Annotated in this window: 16 protein-coding genes and 2 tRNA genes; 7 read left to right on the top strand and 11 right to left on the bottom strand. The window is 43.1% G+C overall.

Annotation, left to right across the window (positions count from 1 at the left end; all coding sequences use genetic code 11):
- Positions 1-90: 90 nt before the first annotated feature.
- From EHO59_RS09520 to EHO59_RS09500, 5 genes are all read right to left on the bottom strand, one after another.
- Complete coding sequence (locus tag EHO59_RS09520; RefSeq protein WP_246052785.1) at positions 91-684, bottom strand: hypothetical protein; 594 nt, start codon at positions 682-684, stop codon at positions 91-93.
- A gap of 125 nt (positions 685-809) precedes the next feature.
- Positions 810-3,920, bottom strand: a complete 3,111-nt coding sequence (locus EHO59_RS09515) for an efflux RND transporter permease subunit (protein ID WP_135587268.1) — start codon at positions 3,918-3,920, stop codon at positions 810-812.
- The gene (locus EHO59_RS09510; RefSeq protein ID WP_167882096.1) at positions 3,886-5,226 is read right to left on the bottom strand and encodes a TolC family protein; all 1,341 of its coding nucleotides are present in this window, start codon (positions 5,224-5,226) and stop codon (positions 3,886-3,888) included. The genes EHO59_RS09515 and EHO59_RS09510 overlap by 35 nt, the downstream gene beginning before the upstream one ends.
- Complete coding sequence (locus EHO59_RS09505) at positions 5,223-5,585, bottom strand: hypothetical protein (protein ID WP_135587264.1); 363 nt, start codon at positions 5,583-5,585, stop codon at positions 5,223-5,225. Before EHO59_RS09505 ends, EHO59_RS09510 begins: the two co-directional genes overlap by 4 nt.
- Positions 5,586-5,742: 157 nt before the next feature.
- Positions 5,743-6,243 carry a TfoX/Sxy family protein gene (locus tag EHO59_RS09500; protein ID WP_135587262.1) on the bottom strand — a complete coding sequence of 167 codons (501 nt, stop codon included), beginning with the start codon at positions 6,241-6,243 and terminating at the stop codon, positions 5,743-5,745.
- Between the two features lie 175 nt (positions 6,244-6,418).
- Between EHO59_RS09500 and EHO59_RS18190 the strand changes: the two genes are divergently transcribed.
- Positions 6,419-6,562 carry a hypothetical protein gene (locus tag EHO59_RS18190; protein WP_167882093.1) on the top strand — a complete coding sequence of 48 codons (144 nt, stop codon included), beginning with the start codon at positions 6,419-6,421 and terminating at the stop codon, positions 6,560-6,562.
- Between the two features lie 53 nt (positions 6,563-6,615).
- Here the strand turns inward: EHO59_RS18190 and EHO59_RS09495 are convergent, their stop codons facing one another.
- The gene (locus tag EHO59_RS09495) at positions 6,616-8,889 is read right to left on the bottom strand and encodes an NAD(P)-binding domain-containing protein (protein ID WP_135587260.1); all 2,274 of its coding nucleotides are present in this window, start codon (positions 8,887-8,889) and stop codon (positions 6,616-6,618) included.
- Positions 8,890-8,962: 73 nt separating this feature from the next.
- Between EHO59_RS09495 and EHO59_RS09490 the strand changes: the two genes are divergently transcribed.
- A complete protein-coding gene (locus tag EHO59_RS09490; protein ID WP_135587258.1) occupies positions 8,963-10,609 on the top strand; it encodes a hypothetical protein in 1,647 nt (548 codons plus the stop codon).
- 96 nt (positions 10,610-10,705) lie between these two features.
- On the opposite strand, the gene EHO59_RS09485 is transcribed toward EHO59_RS09490, so the two are convergent.
- From EHO59_RS09485 to EHO59_RS09465, 5 genes are all read right to left on the bottom strand, one after another.
- The gene (locus EHO59_RS09485) at positions 10,706-11,965 is read right to left on the bottom strand and encodes a PQQ-dependent sugar dehydrogenase (RefSeq protein WP_135587255.1); all 1,260 of its coding nucleotides are present in this window, start codon (positions 11,963-11,965) and stop codon (positions 10,706-10,708) included.
- Positions 11,966-12,113: 148 nt separating this feature from the next.
- A tRNA-Ala gene (locus EHO59_RS09480) sits at positions 12,114-12,186 on the bottom strand.
- Positions 12,187-12,272: 86 nt separating this feature from the next.
- Positions 12,273-12,346: transfer RNA gene (locus tag EHO59_RS09475), tRNA-Ile, on the bottom strand.
- A gap of 68 nt (positions 12,347-12,414) precedes the next feature.
- A complete protein-coding gene (locus EHO59_RS09470; protein ID WP_135587253.1) occupies positions 12,415-13,626 on the bottom strand; it encodes an acyltransferase family protein in 1,212 nt (403 codons plus the stop codon).
- Positions 13,627-13,629: 3 nt separating this feature from the next.
- On the bottom strand, positions 13,630-14,262 hold the full coding sequence (locus tag EHO59_RS09465; RefSeq protein ID WP_135587252.1) for a Crp/Fnr family transcriptional regulator: 633 nt from the start codon (positions 14,260-14,262) through the stop codon (positions 13,630-13,632).
- Between the two features lie 160 nt (positions 14,263-14,422).
- On the opposite strand from EHO59_RS09465, the gene EHO59_RS09460 reads away from it, so the two are divergent.
- From EHO59_RS09460 to EHO59_RS09440, 5 genes are read left to right on the top strand one after another with little or no spacing between them, the layout of a single operon-like run.
- Positions 14,423-15,517 carry an SMP-30/gluconolactonase/LRE family protein gene (locus EHO59_RS09460; protein WP_135587250.1) on the top strand — a complete coding sequence of 365 codons (1,095 nt, stop codon included), beginning with the start codon at positions 14,423-14,425 and terminating at the stop codon, positions 15,515-15,517.
- A 17-nt stretch (positions 15,518-15,534) separates the two neighbouring features.
- The gene (locus EHO59_RS09455; protein WP_135587248.1) at positions 15,535-16,710 is read left to right on the top strand and encodes an acyl-CoA dehydrogenase family protein; all 1,176 of its coding nucleotides are present in this window, start codon (positions 15,535-15,537) and stop codon (positions 16,708-16,710) included.
- Between the two features lie 2 nt (positions 16,711-16,712).
- Positions 16,713-17,756 (top strand): phosphotransferase family protein, encoded by a 1,044-nt coding sequence (locus EHO59_RS09450; protein WP_135587246.1) that lies wholly within the window; start codon positions 16,713-16,715, stop codon positions 17,754-17,756.
- A gap of 10 nt (positions 17,757-17,766) precedes the next feature.
- Positions 17,767-18,162 (top strand): DUF6285 domain-containing protein, encoded by a 396-nt coding sequence (locus EHO59_RS09445; RefSeq protein ID WP_135587244.1) that lies wholly within the window; start codon positions 17,767-17,769, stop codon positions 18,160-18,162.
- Between the two features lie 6 nt (positions 18,163-18,168).
- Positions 18,169-18,903 carry a histidine phosphatase family protein gene (locus EHO59_RS09440; RefSeq protein ID WP_135587243.1) on the top strand — a complete coding sequence of 245 codons (735 nt, stop codon included), beginning with the start codon at positions 18,169-18,171 and terminating at the stop codon, positions 18,901-18,903.
- The last annotated feature ends 18 nt before the right edge of the window (positions 18,904-18,921 follow it).

Below are 18,921 nucleotides of genomic sequence, written 5' to 3'. Positions count from 1 at the left end.
CCGTTTAAAATGGTTTTGCAGTAATTATTCGCTTAACGAATATTACGAGTTGAAGAAAAGAAAAAGCCGGACTAGAAGCCGGCTTGAGGATTAAGGGCAGCTCATTCCGGTAGCTTGCGTGGCTGCGTCGGTAGATATCTTAGTAAATCCTGTCATGCTCGCTAGAGTGGTGGAAAGATTGAGCGAAAAAGTTCCTGAGCCGCTCAAACTGGCACCCCAGTCTCTCCCTACAGTAAGAGTATAGACGCCGGTGCTTGGGATGGCCACGGAGGTGCTATCTCCCACGTCCTGGTTCCCTGCAGTCGGTGGAGAAGGGCAGGTCCTTTCATTTGTAGAACCATTCAGCAGGTTTGTTCCATTCAATGCTGTCCCTGAATAGAAGGCCAATCTTAGAACGGAACCTCCCGTTATGGAAGACACAGCGATCGACAAAGTATCCGTCTGCGTAAAATTCAATTTATACACTTCTACGCAATTTGTTGCAAAGGAGCAATTCCAGGTGTCCGTTTTGGCTTCGGTTGCTTGCGGTGTGGCTGCTATGGAAGCCGCTATAGCCTCGGAAGAACTGAAATCAAGAGCTACTCCAGAGAGAGTCTTTGATGCATCCAATTCGATTGGATGAGATTGCAGACAGGCGATTTGAAAGAATAGGATCAGAACGAAAACGGATATACGAATTGCCATGGGACTACTCCGCTTTTACAACAAACGATTTAGCAATAAATTTACTAAAAATTTCAGAAAATTCGAGCCAAAAGAATTTAATTCGCATAACGACTCGGATTTTCTGCTGTATTTTAGAACGGTTTCTATTCCTTTTCCAGCCAGTAATAGAATACCGGCAAAAGAACGAGTGTGAGGATGGTAGAAGAAAAAATCCCTCCAATCACTACTGTTGCCAGGGGTTTTTGCACTTCCGATCCAAGCCCAGACCCGAATGCCATAGGCAAGAAGCCCAAAGAGGCAACTAATGCAGTCATAATGACGGGACGAATTCTACTAATAGCCCCTTCTAATACTGCGTCTCGAACGGATAGCTTCCTATCTTCTCGGATCCGATCGATGGTGGATAATTTTACGAGTCCGTTCAAGACTGCAATTCCTGAAAGGGCAATGCAGCCCACAAATGCGGAGACGCTAAGGTCCATTCCCCGCAGGAATAAAAACCAGATCCCTCCTGTCAGTGCAAAAGGAACGCAGAAGAAAACTAAGAGGGCCTGTTTCACGGATCTCAATCCCAAATATAGGATTGTAAAGATCATGACCAAGGTTGCTGGCACGATGACGGAGAGCTTTTGTTTTGCTTTGGATAGATTCTCGATCTGTCCTCCCCAAAAAATAGAATAGCCGCTTGGGATCTCTATGTTTGCGACTTTTTCTTGCGCTTCTTTATAGAAGCCTTCTAGGTCTCTTCCTCTTAAATTTACGGAGACTGCAACGAATCTTCTGGATCTATTTCTAGAAATAGTCATGACCTTTTCCTTCTTTTGGATGGTCCCGAGTAGTTTGATTGGAATGGTCCCGCCGTCTTCGGTTCCTACATTGATGTCTCCTAATTCGGATTCGCGGTTTCTAAATTCTTCGGCCAAACGGATGATGATAGGAAAGCGGACTTCCTCTTCGTAGAATCCTCCCAGCTCGAATCCGCTCATGGAACTTTCTACAACAGAATTGAAGGAAGGAAAAGATATATTATAATATTTTAATCGAGTGGATTCCGGAGTAATATCTATCACGTTGGATTTTCGTAGCGCCATGATAGGATCCAATTCTACTTCTGCGGCTCCGTGGATCTTTCCTAATGTCTCTTTTAGTTTTTCCTGTAATTCTAATAGAACATTCAGGTCTTTTCCTAAAATACGGACGCTGATATCTGCGCGGCTTCCTTCTAATAATTCGTTGAACCTTGCTTCCAGCGGTTGGCTTAAGGTAAGTTCCGACTCAGGATATTTTTCATGAACTTGTTTCAATATCTTGTTCAGGAAATTGTCCCAAGTCTCCTTGTTCTTCATTAGATCGGAAAGGATGTCTTTCTTTAGAATGATGAAAGTATCCGCATTGAATGGGCCCATCGGATCGTTTGCAACAGAGCTCGTTCCTATTCGGGAGAATACACTGTCCACTTCCGGCATTTGTCTGAGAAGAAGTTCCAAATCTTTCTGTTCTTTTAAGCTTTCTTCAATGCCTGTATTTCCTTCTCTTACCACTACAAGCATTAGATCTCCTTCCATGAGTTTGGGAAGGAAAACCGTTCCCATTCTGAAATAGATAAGAAGGGTCACTGCGAAGAATAAGAGTGAGTAAAGAACGATCTTGCCCGGCTGTTCTAAGAGTTTAGGAAGATGTTTGGAATACCATATTACAATCTTATTATCCTTGTTCTTCTTATGAGAAGCTACGCTTTCCGGAGAAAGAAAGAAATACAATAAGGGAGGAAGCAAGAACACCGCCAGAAGTAAGCTGAATCCCAAGGCAAGAAGAACAGTCTCCGCCATGGGACGGAACATTCTACCTGGAATTCCATCTAACGTAAGAATGGGAACATATACAAGCATGATGATCAGTATCCCGAAAGACACTGGTTTCAATACTTCTAGAGAAGAATCCAGGATTGCCTGTCTTTTTTCGGCCTTGTTCGTAAATCTTCCGGATTCGAATTTGGTGAGAACGTTCTCAGTGATGACTATGGATGCATCTACAAGAAGTCCGAAGTCGATCGCTCCTAAGCTCATTAAGTTTGCTGAAATTCCGAAAAACCTCATGCAAATGGAAGCGAGAAGCATAGAGCCGGGAATGATCAGAGCTACGATTAGGGAGGCTCTTAGATTTAAAAGGATCAGAAAGAGAGTTAGGATGACTAGTATTGCTCCTTCCGCTAAATTCTTTACTACCGTTTGGATGGTGGATTCAATGAGAAAGGATCTTTCTAATAAGACTCTTACAGTCACATCTTCCGGAAGGCTTAGCTTCTTGACTGCTTGGTGCAAGTCTTCATTGACTTGAAAGCTGTTCTCTCCTCGGAGCATGAGCGCGGTCCCGAGTACGATTTCTTTTCCGTTTGAACTGGCTCCACCTAATCTTAAGCTTCCATGTTCGTTTACTTGAGCGATATCGGAGACGCGAATGGGAACTCCTGCAAGAGAGCGTCTGACTGCAGTGCCGGATAACTCGTTCAAATTCTTTTTCAGGCCGTAAGCTCTTACGATGGAGATCTTGCCGTTATTTTCTATGAATCCTCCGCCGAAACTTTCTCCGATGGTGGACAATTCCTTTACAAGTTGGTCGATCGAAATTCCCCATTGTTTCATCTTGTTCGGATTCAAATCGATATGGATCTCTTTCTCATAACCTCCGTTGGAATCCACTTCAACGATGCCTGGGACGAGTGCCTTTAATTGAGGACGAATTGTATAATCTTGGACAGTCCTAAGATACAAAAGCCTTTCTGCCTCTGGAAGTTTTGCCAACTTTGAATCCGGCTTTGCTTCTACAGAATAGAAAAAGATCTCTCCGAGTCCTGTCGTGTTCGGAACGATAGAAGGAGAAAGTCCTTTGGGAAGTTTGTCTTTTGCACTGGAGATCCGTTCCAAGACCATTGCTCTTGCTTGATAGATGTCCGTTCCTTCCTTGAAGATAAGAGATATATTAGATAAACCGAATTTAGATACGGAGCGAACATCGATGAGGTTCGGAAGTCCCATGAGTTCGGTTTCTAACGGAAAGGTTACCACCTTCTCCACTTGCTCCGGGTCCAAGGAGCCAGTATCCGTAGTTACTATGACTTGAACGTTCGTAATATCCGGGACCGCATCTATCGGAACCTCTTTCATCGTATAAAAGGAGAAGAGGAATAGAAATGAAATTACGCCGACCGATAGGTAGGGATTATTTAGGCTGGTATTCAAAAGTCTGGCTAGCATTTCCTAGAACTCCCAAAATGTCTTTTTCGTTAATGATATAAAGAAGGTTTAATAAGGTTTCCACATGATTCATCTGCGCATCCAGAATTGCATGATGGTTCTCATGCAATTGGTTTTCTAATTCCAGATAGCTTATGAGTTGTATTCTTCCCTTCTTGAATTCGAGATCGGCAAAATTCAGATCCTTGTCGATCCGGTCCAATTGGCTCAGGCCGTACAACTTTAGGTTATTTCGGGCCTGCTCATAATCCAAATACGATTGTTTAAAGGAAGTATTAATTAGAGTTTCTTGATATGTAAGCCTATCTTGCTTGGCTTTCAGATTGGTCTCTGCAGCAGCCACTTTATTTTGGAACTGGTCCCAAACAGGGATCCTAAATTTCAGACCGAAATCATAGAATCGGTTGGCGACCCCGGAACGGTCTTCTCCGACCTGGCTCATAACTGTATAATCCGGATATTTTTCCAAGTTTGCTAAACGAAGTTCTGTTCTTGCCTTTTCTAATTCGCCTTTTGCTGCAAGAACGGAAGGATTCTGGGAGACCGCCTTCTTCTGGATATCATCGAATTGGAATTTGACCCCATCTCTAAAATAAGGAATTCTTAAACTAGGAATCGAATCCAATCTCAAATACAAATTCATGGACTCGAAATCTTTTGCTGCTCCGAGTTCCAGATCGTTGAAATGCTTTTTAAGCGCGAGGATCTTGGTCTCGATAATGAAAAGATCCGTTTTTTCCTGAGGAGTGAAGAAGGGACGGGCCTTGATATAATTTTCGATCAAGGACAATCTTCTCAAACGTTCCTTAACATGAGTTCGTTTATCCGCTGCGACTAAGTATTTGTAAGCAAACTTCAAAGAACTGAGGCGGATCGAATTAAAAGCCTCGATTTGCTGGATCTCCTTGATCTTGGAATCATTATCCACGAGGAGTTGCTTTAGTTCCTTTCTTCCCGGAAAGTAAATGGGTTGCTCGATCTGGAGAGCATACTCGGGTCCTGCTTCCGCAGCAGCTGTCCTTCTACCATAATCCATCAGCACGGAAGGGTTTTGAGTCTTTCCTTCCTGCCTTCTTTTATAGAAGAGAGATTCCAGATCTGCATGTAAGGCGGTAAGAAGGGGAGAATTCTTTTCCGCAAGATCCATGATACCACGCAGATCCAGTTCCCGATTGGGAAGAGTTTCCGAAAATACTGGAAGGGGAGCAAAAAGGATCGATCCAGATAAGAATAAAATAGAAAAAGAAAGAGAACGCACTAGGGACCTCACATTATAAAAAAGAAATTTATAATATGAGAAAATTATACTAGAATGCGTACGAAAGAAAGATGAGAAACTTCGAAAGAATGAGAAGTAATGATATCAGTTTGAAAGGATTTCTTTTCTAATCCGGAGAAAGCATTCGCAGCAGAAAATACGAACCAAAAGGAAATAGAAGGAGGAAGTAAATGAAACGCAGAGGATCCATTCCCTTCCATAGATAAGGAACCAGTGTCCCAATCACAGCCTTGCGCATCATCCGAAGCAGGCTCTTGGTGACAAGGAGCGGCTTGCGAAGAAGTAGAAGCCTCGTCCATCTCACATGTTGGACCGCAGTTCCATGCAAGTGCAAGTATGGAAACCAAAGCATAACAGAGGAGTAGCTTGGACCATCGCGATCTCATTCTTCCACGAAATGATTTTAAAGCAAAATGTAAAATGAAAAATTTGGGGCGGATCGCGCTGAGCGCGCGACCGGGCCGCTGCGGGCTTCGCGTTCGCTTCGGTCCCGGTTTGCAACCGGGACTGAGTCTCACCCTTCGCGTCCCTTCCGCGTATAGATTAACGTGATTTTTTCTTTTTTGCGGGAACCTTTCTCTTAGCCTTCTTGGTCGCTTTCTTTTTAGAAGCAAGCTTAGAGGTTTTCTTCTTAACAGCCTTCTTCTTTGGTGAAAGACGCTTCGTTACTTTAGATAGAGACTTCGAGACCTTCTTCTTTGCCGGAGTCTTCTTCTTTAAGGAAGCTGCTTTATTTGCTTCGGCTAATGCTTTTCTAAACCAGAAGACTAGATCTTCGTCATCTTCTAAGATCTCTTCAGGAACTTCCCAATAAGAGACTCGAACGATCTTGCCATCCTTGCCTGAATAAGAGAAAGGAGCCATGCCGGAAGACTCGTACTCTGCTTGGTTGCTTGGTCCCACTCTGAAATAGAGATGGTCCTTGATCACCATCGCAAAGATTTGGGAACCGGAGTAAACACCGAACCCGCCGAACATATTCTTATAGGTCAAAGGTCCGCAGACTTTCAATCTGTCTTGGACATGCATTAAAAAAGAACTCATAGAGAAATGAGTCTGGACTAGAAGCAAGAAATTGACAAGGAAAAATCTAAATTTATAGAGCGATTGTTACAGAAGTGTCTTTTGTAAATAAATTTCTTTACAAAAGGAAATCCTTCGTCTAATCCAACATAAGCGAAGCTTTCGTCCCAAATTCGGAACTTCGTTTGGAGCAAATGTGTCAGTAGCCGAAGCGTTAAAATCAGAAGCCAGATTAGAAGTTGCGAGAAAGATGATCCAAAAAGGGATCGAGCTGATCATTGTGAGAAGGGTCACCGGTTTAACGGACCAAGAGTTGAAGGCCGGCGGGATCATTAAATAATTCCCGGTCAAATCGCCAAATCTTAGTTTAGCGATCCTCTAAATTACTTTTTCCTATAGAATTGCTTTCAGTTTTTCTAATACAGGTTTTCCATTCTTCAATTCTCCGAAACTAAGCACCTGGGTGGGGCAACTCACCACGCAGGCAGAACAGCGCACGCATTGCACGCTATCCATTGCCCTTCCTCGGTTGGCGTAGTTCATTACGTCTATTCCTTGGTGGCATACGGAAGTGCAAATATTGCAGGAGATGCATCGTTTCTTTTCCGAAAAGATCCTAAATCTGCTGAACTTTGCGTAGATATGCATGAGTGCAGAAAGAGGGCAAAACATCCTGCACCAGATCCTTCCCGAAAACATGAAATAGGCACCAACCCCGACAATTCCTCCGAGTCCAAGGTCTACAATCAAATCATAATATAGCTTTGCAGAATCGGCTCCGTATTCTAAGAACCCTAAAAAGGAAGCGTGGCTTCCGAGTAATTTGGCAATCGTGAGTATGGCTGCGATGAGTAGGATCCATTGTCCGGAATGCTCTAGCTTGTATGCCAATTTTCCATGAGGCATTCTGGTTCTGTACTCGTCTCCTAAGGTTTCGGCGAGTCCACCGCAGGAGCAGATCCATCCGCAATAGGCGCCTTTTCCGAATCTATATACTAGATACGGAATCAAGGCAAAGCTCATTAGAAATCCGTAAATAAGCCAGAAGGCAGTGATTCCTCCGTCGTACAGAACTCCCATATTCAACGGCCAAGCTAGGATAAAACCGTAAGCTTTCCAATAGGCTCCCTGTGGAAATACTTGGGTGAGAATAAATCCGTCCTTGGCTCCCAAAAGCCCGTGAGTTCCCAGGAAAGGCAGAATGATCTCAGGCAATAAGAATAAAGGAAAGATCTGGATCAGAATGAGAGTGATTGTTTGTCTTTTGATATAAGGAGTGGGACGGACCTTCATTCTTCTGATCCCGAAGAATAGAATGGTAGTAGAATATAGAACAGTATAATGAAAGCTGGGATACTTATCGAATACAAGAAATCCTAGATACTTTGCACTCGCGTAGACCGCAATGAAGTACAATGCTGCCAGAGTTAAATAAAGATTTCTGAATGTTTTCCATTCCCATCGGAAGCGGAGCAATGAGGATTTCTTGGCGATTAAGGCTAAGGTAGACAGTCCAAAAACGGCTAAGCCAATGGTAGAAGCAGTGAAATACCAATTGTAGTAGTAGAAAGCGGTTTTTCCGAAATACAAGAATACGGAAAATGAGAAGAGAGAAACAAGGCCTATAATATCTGTGAAATGAGATCTGTTTTGGAGACGGATCCCGATTTTTTGTAAGAAGGAGATGGGAGCCTCGGAACCGATCAAGACCAAGGAAGAATCTATATCTTCCGTTCTTACCGATCTGCCTTGTTTCAATTTTACTTTTTTTGAATGGAACTCTTCCGGTTCTGTATTGGGCAAGAATTGGATCTTTTTTTCGGAGACTGCTTTTTGAAAGAGTGTCTTATTCTCTTCTTTTGGACGCACCAATTCTTTGTCTCTATAGGCAAGAGTTACGGAAGATGCAGTGTCCACTAAAGAGAGTGCAGCTTCTACCGCGCTATCTCCTCCTCCGATTACCAAGGCTTTCTGTCCTTGAAAATCCGCAGGATCGATTAAACGATGAAATACGTTTTCGGAATCTTCTCCCTTTATTCCTAATCTTCTGCTATCTCCTGATTTTCCGATGGCGAGAATTACATACGAAGAGAGGAATGTTTTTCCGGATTCGGTTTTTGTTTGAAAGGATCCGTCCGGGCCAGCGGGGATTATGGACTCAACCTTCTCTCCTTCTTGGATGGGAAGATTCGATTTTTTTAATATAGACTGAAGAGAGGCCAACAATTCTTCTTTGGTTCCGTTTCGGATAATCAAAGGAGAATTCGGATGAAGATCTTCCGGTTCGGCAAAGATCGGTTTTCCTTTCGGATAACTTGTGATTGTATGAAAGGGACGGTTTGCCTCTAAGATTAGGAATTTGAGGCCTTGTTTTTTTGCTTGGATACCGGCGGCGATCCCGGCAGGGCCCGCACCGACGATGATGAGATCTAAATCAGTCTTGGATTTGGATGGAGATATCTTAGGAAGATTTGCAACTGCTTCTGTTCCGCTTTGCACCGAGTATTTTAAAAGGGGAAGCCCAGTGAGGTCTCCAGCGATGAAAAGACCGGGAATGGAGGTTTGGAAGCCTGCCTTGAGTTCCGGATAGGTTTCCTTGTCTCCTTCGGGAGCATCGTTGCGAAGCCAATTGAAATAAGAGGATATAATGGGAAGATTCAAACTCATGATCGTATTAGAAATTTCGAAATCGGCTTGCCTAAAGTGACAAAAAAGTAAAATTCACATCCAGGTATTTTCTTTGGGCGGATCTTTTTTTCAAAATCGAATTTTTATCCTAGTTCTTCCGATCTTGGGAGCTTTGGGTTTGATCGTATCCTTGGGAAGGGTCGCTGTCGATCCTTCCTTATCGAATGTGTTTTATAATGCTGATTCTCTTTTCTTTTCCGTAATTTACCAGGAACTTTTTCTAAAATCCAACGCAAACTTTTTAATGATATTGAAGGGTTGGATCTGGACTCCTGCCTTGTATTTTTTCCCGGATTTGGCTCAGTATTTTGGACTGAGAACCATTTATTTGTTTTTAGAGAAAGGAGCTTGGGAAGCGACCCATCTCACATACTCATTTGTACAATGGAGTCTTTTATTATTCGGGATCTTGTATCTATTTAAGACGATCTTGAAAGAAGAATTAGAGGCGCGAAAGATCTCTATTCTTCTCACATTCGGATACTTTGTCGGGAGTATATTATTCTTTTTTAAAAAGGATCTGTTCGTATTCCTTCCTGGGTTTCATGGAGGAAATCTTGCAAGCTTGTCCTGGGCCTGGGCCTTCTATTTTAAGTGGGAAGAAGAAAAGAATACAAAGAGATTTGTGATCCTTACCTTCTTTGTTTTTCTATTCGCTCTGAGTGATCTTATTTTCCTGCCTTATTTTCTGATTCCTCTTCTTGTTTTGCATGTCTCCAAGCTAGTCCAAGAAAGAACATTTCAGAAAACCAAAAAGATCATCTATTTTTATTTTCCCATTTTGCTCGGGATCATACTCGCGAGAGTAGCGTACCAAGCGCTTAAAAAGAATCCTTTCGTATTCTTTCCTGGGACCTTGGTTTCGGCTAAATTAGGACATGAGTCCGGACCTGCAAAATTAGAAATTAGTAATTTATTCCGTTCTGTGTTCGTATTTGCGAGAGAGAATTGGATCTACTTGTTCATCTTATTAGCGGGCTTTGCTGTTCTCTATTTTATTCTAAGACAAGAAAAAGAAGAAGAAAAACGAAAGAGCATCGAATTGGGATCTTTGTTTTTATCCCTCGGGATCTTGGTGCCTGGAGTATTTTTATTCTATGGATATTCTCTTGGTTTTACGGGAAGGGAAGGGATCCAGGAAATAGATCGTTATTTTGGCGGAGTTCTTTTGTCTTCTCTTGGAATGAGCCTTCTTTTTTTGCAAAGACTGGTGAATTATAAAATTTTAAAGTATTTTCTCGGACCTGCCTTGCTTCTGCTCGTCATTACGAATTCGACCGTTGCGGCTTCTAAAGGAGTTGGGATTGTATATTCTTCTCCTAAGCTAGATTGTTTGGATCAGTATGCTAAGGAGAGGAATTGGAAAAGAGGACTTGCGAGTTTTTGGTACGTGCGTCCTATGAGGATCTTTTCTAAGGAGAAGTTGGAGCCGGATGATTATTTGTACGATCTAATGCTATTCTATTGGCAGAACAATTTGAGCTGGTTCGAAAGAAAGACGCCATATACGTTTGCGATCTTAGATGGATTGGATGAGAAGAAGGTAAAAGAAACCTTAGGAGAACCGAAAGAGATCTTGTACTGCGAAAATATTAAGATCTTTTCCTTTTCGGAAAAGGAGCCTTCGAAATCTCTTCGGTTTGTAGAAGAGAACCAAGAAAAGATCAATCTCTGGAAATTGTCAAATTCCAGGTTCTGAATTGAATTCGACGTTAAAAGCAGGTCCTTGCATTGGATTTGCAAGAACCTGTTATGGTGGTTATTTAAGAGCAGTTTAAAGTATATGCAGGAAATCTTATTTAGCAGGATCTATTCTTAGGATCTGTCCTGCGCCAAAGTCAGCGATATAGACAGAGCCTCTTGCGTCCATGCCAAAGCTAGAAATTAAGATAGGCCATTTTCCGAGGGTATAAGCCTCTTTTACCTTGCTGCCATCTTTCGGGATTTCAAAGGCCCAGATCCTTCCACTAACAAAATCTCCGAAGACATACTTTCCTTGCAGATCGGAAATTCTATCGTTCGTAACTACATAACCTCCGGTGATGGACATTCCATCTTCTCTATCGTACTCGTAGATAGGTTCTACTAATCCGGTTTTATCGCAGTTTTCTTTTGGCTCGAAGCAATGCATCGCTTCCATTTTATTCCAGCCGTAGTTCTTGCCTGCTTCCACAATACTAATTTCTTCGTACAAGTCTTGGCCCACATCGGCGATGATCAATCTTCCGGAAGGATCAAAAGAATATCTCCACGGATTTCGGAAGCCGTATGCGAATGTTTCCGGTTGGATATTCTTATTTCCTAAGAAAGGATTGTCCTTAGGAACCGAGTATTCTTTTCCAGGATCCTTGGAGTTTACATCGATCCTCAGAACGGAGCCTAAAAAGGTGGAAGGATTTTGTCCGTTTGCTTTCGGATCACCCATCCAACCTCCATCTCCCCAAGCGATGTACAGTTTGCCATCCTTACCGAATGCGAGTTGTCCAGCATTGTGGTTTCCGTAAGGCTGCTTGACTTCCATCAGGATTCTTTCTCCGCTTAGCTTTGCCTTTTTAGGATCCTTGGGAAGATCCATATTCCATTCGGTGACTACGCTTGTATCCTGGCCCGCTCTCTTAGTTACGTAATTCAAATATAGTTTTGGGACTTCGGGAAATTGAGGATGGAGAACAACGCCTAAGAGACCTTGTTCAGCTTCCGTAAGAACTCCATTCACTTTTAATAATATACCTGAACTGCCGTCCTTTGGATCCAACCATTTCAGATCTCCTGTCTTTTCGGTGACCAGAAAAATATCAGGGCCAGGGATCATCAGAAGATCGGTAGGCTGAGTAAAACCGGTGCCTATTGTAGTAAGACTGATCGGTATTCTTTTTCTTTTTTCATCCTTCTGCACATAGGTAGCGGTGAGTCCGGATTCTTTTCCTTCGACCTTGTATTTGGCAGCGTCTCCTACATTCGCAACTAGAAGCCGACGGATATCGTCGCATCCAATCGTAAAGAAGGAGGCTAGAAAGGAAGAGAGAAGGAGAGAACGGGAAAGAAAAAGTTTCATGGATCGAATTTTGATCCGGAAGGAAAGGAGATCCAGCTTTTTATGAGAGGGGAATTCCGATCAATCGACAGGTTTCGGCGCCAAACTTTCATTTGGATCGGCAATCAATCAGGTAGAAAATGCAGGAAAATAAAGGGGAAAAACGAATTGGAGCGTATCGGGATCGAACCGATGACCTTCTGAATGCAAATCAGATGCTCTCCCAGCTGAGCTAACGCCCCATTGAAGGGTTGAACGGAATATTTTGAGCGATCCGAAGGTTTTGTAGAAAGTCCTACAAAATTCCGTTCTATCGGAACGCTAAACCTGGGCCTGATAAGACTCGAACTTATGACCCCACGCTTATCAAGCGTGTGCTCTAACCAACTGAGCTACAGGCCCGGTAAAAGACATGATTTTTAACGAAGACCGTCTGGCAAGGGATTTTTGAGCTGGGAGAGAGGATTTACTTACGCCGCTCCCTTTCCCTTTCCGGTCCAGCTCAAGCCCCTGTTCCCCAGGATCGTAAGCCAGAAATTAGAGCCTCGGATAATGAAATGATACACTCCGAAGGTCGCCGTATACACTAAGAACAGATGTAGGAAGAATTTGGTCCAGATCGAGAGCCCAGTTTCTACCACCAAGAACCCGATTCCGAGAGATATGGGATGATGGATTAGATATACAGGTAAACTCGATTCTCTCAGATACTTAGAGAGCGAGTTTGATTCATGAAAGAATATCTGGAATAAACGGATAAAGAAAGAGATCCAGATCCATCCGCCTAAGCATTTTAGAAAAATATGAAGTATTCGGATACCTATCCCGGCATAACCGAAATAAGACCAGTATGGATCTATCTCGCTGATCTTAAAGAATACGAAAAAGAATGCGACTGCTAACAGCCCTAAGATAGAGATGTCGACCGCATCCGTTTTTCCCTTCAACAGAATGCTTTCTCTTCCTAACAAGAAGGTACCGGAAACAAAGAAGCTAAGATCATAGAAGAATTGTACCGGTTCTATATTGAAATACTTTTCGTCCTTTAGGAAAAAGTAATTAATGCAACAGGTCCAAATCGTGCTCCAAATTCCTACGATCAGTAGAAATTCCCATTTACGAGTAGGATGTTCGTTCGCATTTTCCCCTCCGTATCTGGAAATAGGTAGGATCCAGGTCCGAATTCTCAAGAAGATCGGTCGAGTGACCAGATACACTCCGGTATACATTGCCAAATAGAGAATGAACCAAAGGTGAGAAGGTGCCGGATTCTTGAGCAAGAATTCTTCCCAGAGAAATCTGAAATAATTTCCTGTATAACCTTCTTGCAACGCGTTTACATAATATTGCATCGGCGCGAATAATATGATCCCAGGGATGAGGGGAAGGATGATCCTAAGTCCTCTCAATCTTAGGAATTCGGAAAGTGTTTTTGAGAGAAAGGTTCTTTCCGTAAAATATCCGGAAAGCACAAAGAACAGAGGCATCCTGAAGATATGCACCCATTCTCCGAAGACATCGAACGCAATCGAGCGATCCTGATTCCGTAAAGGGTATATTATGACTGCTGCATATACTATTGCAACGTGAAATGCTAACCCTAACAATAATGCGAAAGAGCGTAGATTATCTAGATAATCTTGTCTTCCCGGTTTGGCCGGTTTTGTATTAGTAGAGGACAAGAATCAATGATCCATTGTATATTTGAAGAATGTATCTCGAATGTAAATATGGTGAGGATCGTCCTTGCCTTGCTCTACTAATTTATCTTTTATTAATAGATTGATTGCAGACGCGAGATCCTGATGTTCCAAGCCCACTCGTAGAATTGCCCATTTTGTAAATGCTGCTAAGTGAACCTTATACATTCCGTTTTCTTGCTCTCCTCTTGTCTGGCTGAACGTAATCAATGCAGAAGTAACAAGATTCTTTCTGTCGCCTTTTAAGAGACTCGCAATGGTTTGATTGGTTTCTCTCAATCTAGAAGAAAGCATCTTTACCATTTTCAGTGAGAAGGAGGGATTTGTCTGAACAAGACTATAAAATACGCTCTCGGTGATCGCGAAAAGCAATACGTCAGTTTTTGCAATGGCTCTCGCACTTCTCGGTTTGCGATCCACCAAGGCCATCTCGCCGAACATATCACCTTCTTTTAATTCGATCAAAAGTTTGAAGGCTTCTTTGACCTTTTTATGAATTCCCACTTTGCCGGTTAGGATCAGATACATCTGATCGGCGGGTTCGTTTTCATCAAAAATAATGTCGGATTCCTTAAAACGAATACCGTGCTTTTGCACCATATCTTCGGATATCTTCATATTAAAACGGACTCGAATTGAGTCCCCATATACCTTATCGGCCGATTGTTGGGGGCAGCAATCAAATATTAGGCCTCGGAGACCCCGGACCGGAATTTTACGTTGACTGGATGCCCTTCCCGAATAGCGTCTTCAATCGTTTTCCCTAAAGGAGGGAATCGTGAATACGAAGAAAATCCTCCTGCTCTTTGCAGCATTTCTTATCATTCTCCTAATAGGTTTTGTCCTCAAACCTTCTCCAATCCAACCCGCACTTTACCAACCTCCTGTTGATATGGGACTCATCGGTGCTTTCCAAAAGAATAACGCTTTGGAGTCCGCAACATTGATCGCTCAGGGTAAGATCCACGGCCCGGAAGATACGGAGCCGGATGATCATGAGAATATCTACTCGGCTAGTGAGGACGGCAAGGTTTACTTTATCTCTAAAGACGAAGAGATCAAGGCTCATGCATTTACTGGGGGAAGACCTCTTGGTATGAAACTTCTTCCTAATGGAAGTTTGATTGTTGCGGATGCCATCAAGGGTCTAGTTAAGATAGAGAAAGATGGAAAGGTGGAAATTCTTTCCACCGAATCCGATGGTCTTCCTTTTAAGTTTACTGACGATCTGGATGTGACGAAAGACGGGACTGTGTATTTCTCGGATGCGAGTTATAAATATGGCTCCGCAGAATACTTGTATGATCTTATGGAAGCGGTTCCTCACGGTCGTCTTCTGAAATACGATCCTCGCACAAAGAAGACAACGACTCTTATGAAAGATTTATTCTTTCCGAATGGTGTAGCTCTTTCTGAGAACGAGGATTTTCTAGTATTAAACGAAACTTATAAATACAGAATTCATAGATATTGGTTGAAGGGGCCGAAGGCAGGAACAAGCGAGATCTGGGTGGAGAATTTGCCGGGCTTTCCGGATAATATTTCCTCGGATGGAAAAGGCCATTTCTATCTAGCGTTATTCACCGTTAGAAATGCGATGGTGGATAAAGTTCTTCATCCTCGTCCTTGGACTAAATCTCTTGTTGCTAAGCTTCCAAAATTTCTCTGGCCCAAGCCCGAGCCATATGGTTTTGCAGTCGTCTTGAACGAGGACGGAGTTGTCGAAGCAAGCTTTCAAGAGCCAAAGGGAAAGCATCTGAAAGAGATTACCTCAGTAAAACGAAAAGGGGATTATCTCTATTTAGGAAGTCTTCATAATGATAGAATCGGAAAGTTTAAATTACCGGAAGAATTCTTAGAAAAAAAACAATAAGGAAAATTGAATACACTATGGACTTATCCATTCCTAAGGAAGTAGAAGGTATAAGAGAGAAGGCCAAAGCCTTCGTAGAAGAAGTGGCCATTCCTGCAGAGGATCATTACGATTATGATCATGCAAGAATGCCGGAACCGATCGTGCAAAAACTTCGCGAAGAAGCGAAGAGGAGAGGTCTGTGGACGGCTCATCTTCCTAAGTCGGAAGGAGGATTGGGGTTAGATTTAGTGGGAACTGCTTTGGTCTTCAGTGAATTAGGTCGCTCTCCTATTGCTCCTTATCTCTGTAACTGTGACGCGCCTGACGAAGGGAATATGCACCTTCTTCACTTGGCTGCGAACGAAGAACAAAAGAAGAAATACTATCATCCGCTGGTAGAAGGAAAGATCAGATCCGGTTTTGCTATGACGGAACCTCCTCCTGGTGCTGGTTCGGATCCTACAACTCTTGCGACTAACGCGGAGAAAGATGGAGATCATTATATTCTGAACGGTCATAAATGGTACTGCACCGGTGCGAATGGCGCTGCCTTCTTGATCGTAATGGCAAAGGTGAATGATAGTTTCAGAAGAACTTCTATGTTCCTAGTTCCTACTGATGCTCCGGGATACACGATGGTTCAGGAGATCGGGATGTTGGGTTCTCATGGTCCTGGTGGGCATTGCGAGCTTACATTCGAAAATGTTAAAGTGCATGAATCTCAAGTTTTAGGAAAGATTGGAGAAGGATTCCGTTTGTCTCAAGAGAGATTAGGGCCTGCTCGTTTGACCCATTGTATGAGATGGATCGGTCTCGCAAGGAGGTCTATGGAAATCGCTAGAGAGTATGCTCTTAAGCGTGAATTGTTTGGTGGCAAACTTTCGGAGCACCAAGGGATCCAGTGGATGTTTGCGGAATCCGCCTTGGAAATACAATCCGGTTTTCTTCTTACCTTAAAGGCAGCGGATATACTTCGCAAAGGAGGGGATGCAAGACAGGCGGTTTCCTTAGCGAAGTGGCAGGTAAGCGAGACTCTGAATAAGTGTATAGATCGGGCGATCCAGATCTGCGGTTCTCATGGATTCAGTCGCTATCTTAAATTAGAATTATTTTATAGAGATGCGAGAGCGGCCAGGATTGCTGATGGTCCTACAGAAACTCATAAAATGGTGATAGGTAGGAACCTAATGTCAGGCAAGGAGAGTTTTTGATCGTGAAAGACTCCGAATTGAAAGAAAGACTCGAATCTTATCTCGGGCAAAGACTAAAAGGAAAAGTAGAAATTAATAATATGGTTTCTCTTTCGGGTGGAGCCTGCCAGGAAAACTTCTCCGCAGATATAAAAGTGGATGGAGGTCCCGAACAAGGAATCTATCAGACAGTATATCGCACGGACAAGGGCGCATCCTTGCTCGCTTCTCTTTCTCGTATCAATGAATTCAAAGTCTGCAGAATGGCCTTCGAAGCTGGAGTCAAGACTCCTGAGCCGTTCTGGTTAGAATCGGATTCTGTCGTCACCGGAAATCCTTTCTATTTCATGAAGAGGATACAAGGCAAGGCCACCGGAAGATTCGTAGTAAAGGATCCGAGCTTAAACAAGGTCAGAAAACAGATCACTCAGGAACTCGCCGAGAATTTAGCGGCGATCCATTCTGTCGGACCGGAGAAATGCAAGGATGAGGAACTCAAGCGAGTCCTGGATCTAGGCCAATCCTTTCCAGGCAAGACAGTCGCCGAAGGTTCGGTGCATGCTCTTCGTTTGCAATTGGATTCCATGGATGGAGCCTATCCTGCAATGGAACTGATACTCAATTGGTTGGAAAAGAATGCAAAGCCGAGTGACGCGTCCGTATTGATCCATGGCGATTTTAGGACAGGGAACTTCATGGTGAATTCGGAAGGTCTGCAAGGAATTGTGGATTGGGAATTTGCACATTGGGGAGATCGACACGAGGATCTTACCTGGCTTTGCATGAGAGATTGGAGATTCGGAAAATTGAATAAAGAAGCAGGCGGATTTGCAGACCGCTCCGAATTTTATGAGGCGTATGAGAAGGCCGCAGGTGTGAAACTCGATCCTCAAAAAATCATTTACTGGGAAGTGATGGGAAATCTTCGCTGGGCCATCGGTTGCATCGGCCAAGCAGAAAGACATCTTTCCGGAAAGGATAAAGGAATAGAACTCGCATCCATCGGAAGAAGGGCCTGCGAGATGGAATACGAAGCAATGAGACTCATAGAAGAGTCTGTTAAATAAGGGAACTTATATGCAGGATAAACCGAGCGCTACGGAATTATTAGAGGCAATACAGGATTTTCTAATGAAGGAAGTCCTACCTGAGTTCAGGGATAAAGATCTGTTGGCATATAAGACTTTAGTAAGTTGGAATATGCTGGGAGTGATCTCTCGTGAGATCCGATCCGGAGAGGAGTTATTGGACAAAGAACTCTCCCGTGCCGCTTCTCTCTTGAGCAAGAAACAGGAATTTCCTAAGACTTGGAATGAGAAGAAGGCTTTGGCTTCTTCTTGGAACAAGGAACTTAGAGATATTATCCGAAAAGAAAAGAAATCCTTAGAAGATACCGCTTACTGGAAACATGTAAAAGAATCCGTGATAGAAAAAGTGGAGATAGTGAATCCACGCTTCACAACGGAATCTTAATATATAATGTCAGTAATTTATCTGATCCGTCATGGACAGGCCAATTCTCAGGGGGAGGATTATGATCTTCTGACCCCTAGGGGAAAGGAGCAGGCATTCTTGCTCGGAAAATATATGGCGTCTAACGATGATTTTCCGGATAAGATTATAGCCGGTACTATGAGACGTCATAAGGAAACTGCAGAGTCATTTTTGGAAGGGGTCCGCTCCGTGGATCCCAAAAAAGTTCCGGCTATTCAGCCTGACTTCTTTCACCAAGATTCGAATTGGAATGAATTCTCTTCCCAACTATGGAAAGCATACTCTGCGTATCTCGCAGGCATTCGTCCGGAGTTTGCAAAGTCTTTGGCTCTTTTTTCCCAAGTCAGACTGAAAGGGGGAATACGTTCTGCGGCTTTATTCTTCAAACTTACGGAAGAGATCTTAAGTTTCTGGAGAGAAGGATCTTATACTCCAGAAGGAATCGAGTCGTATGCTCAATTCGAGTCTAGGGTCAAGCTTGCATATACGAAATATTTTCAGCCTTCTTCTTCCGAGAGAGTTTATATTTTTACTTCAGGCACTCCGATCTCTCTTACCTTAAATCGAATGTTAAAACAAGACCAAGATATGTTTACTTGGATGCCTTGGATCTGGAACACTTCCTTGAGCGTGTTTCGTTGGGTGAGGGGAGCTTATGTGCCGATTAGCGTGAATTTTCTTCCTCATCTTCCTGATAAGAAGAATAGAACTCTCTATTGATACGATTTAAAACGTGCT

This window comes from Leptospira semungkisensis (assembly GCF_004770055.1).
Lineage (GTDB): Bacteria > Spirochaetota > Leptospiria > Leptospirales > Leptospiraceae > Leptospira_B > Leptospira_B semungkisensis.
The sequence above is the reverse complement of the archived record's forward strand: the minus strand, read 5'-3'. Positions and strand labels throughout refer to the sequence as shown.

Excerpts from the sequence above, each read along its gene's own strand:
- EHO59_RS09465 (WP_135587252.1), bottom strand. The coding sequence starts at position 14,262 with ATGAAGATATCCGAAGATATGGTGCAAAAGCACGGTATTCGTTTTAAG.
- EHO59_RS09515 (WP_135587268.1), bottom strand. The coding sequence starts at position 3,920 with ATGCTAGCCAGACTTTTGAATACCAGCCTAAATAATCCCTACCTATCG.
- EHO59_RS09495 (WP_135587260.1), bottom strand. The coding sequence starts at position 8,889 with ATGAGTTTGAATCTTCCCATTATATCCTCTTATTTCAATTGGCTTCGC.
- EHO59_RS09500 (WP_135587262.1), bottom strand. The coding sequence starts at position 6,243 with ATGAGTTCTTTTTTAATGCATGTCCAAGACAGATTGAAAGTCTGCGGA.
- EHO59_RS09505 (WP_135587264.1), bottom strand. The coding sequence starts at position 5,585 with ATGAGATCGCGATGGTCCAAGCTACTCCTCTGTTATGCTTTGGTTTCC.
- EHO59_RS09455 (WP_135587248.1), top strand. The coding sequence starts at position 15,535 with ATGGACTTATCCATTCCTAAGGAAGTAGAAGGTATAAGAGAGAAGGCC.
- EHO59_RS09440 (WP_135587243.1), top strand. The coding sequence starts at position 18,169 with ATGTCAGTAATTTATCTGATCCGTCATGGACAGGCCAATTCTCAGGGG.
- EHO59_RS09520 (WP_246052785.1), bottom strand. The coding sequence starts at position 684 with ATGGCAATTCGTATATCCGTTTTCGTTCTGATCCTATTCTTTCAAATC.
- EHO59_RS09485 (WP_135587255.1), bottom strand. The coding sequence starts at position 11,965 with ATGAAACTTTTTCTTTCCCGTTCTCTCCTTCTCTCTTCCTTTCTAGCC.
- EHO59_RS09445 (WP_135587244.1), top strand. The coding sequence starts at position 17,767 with ATGCAGGATAAACCGAGCGCTACGGAATTATTAGAGGCAATACAGGAT.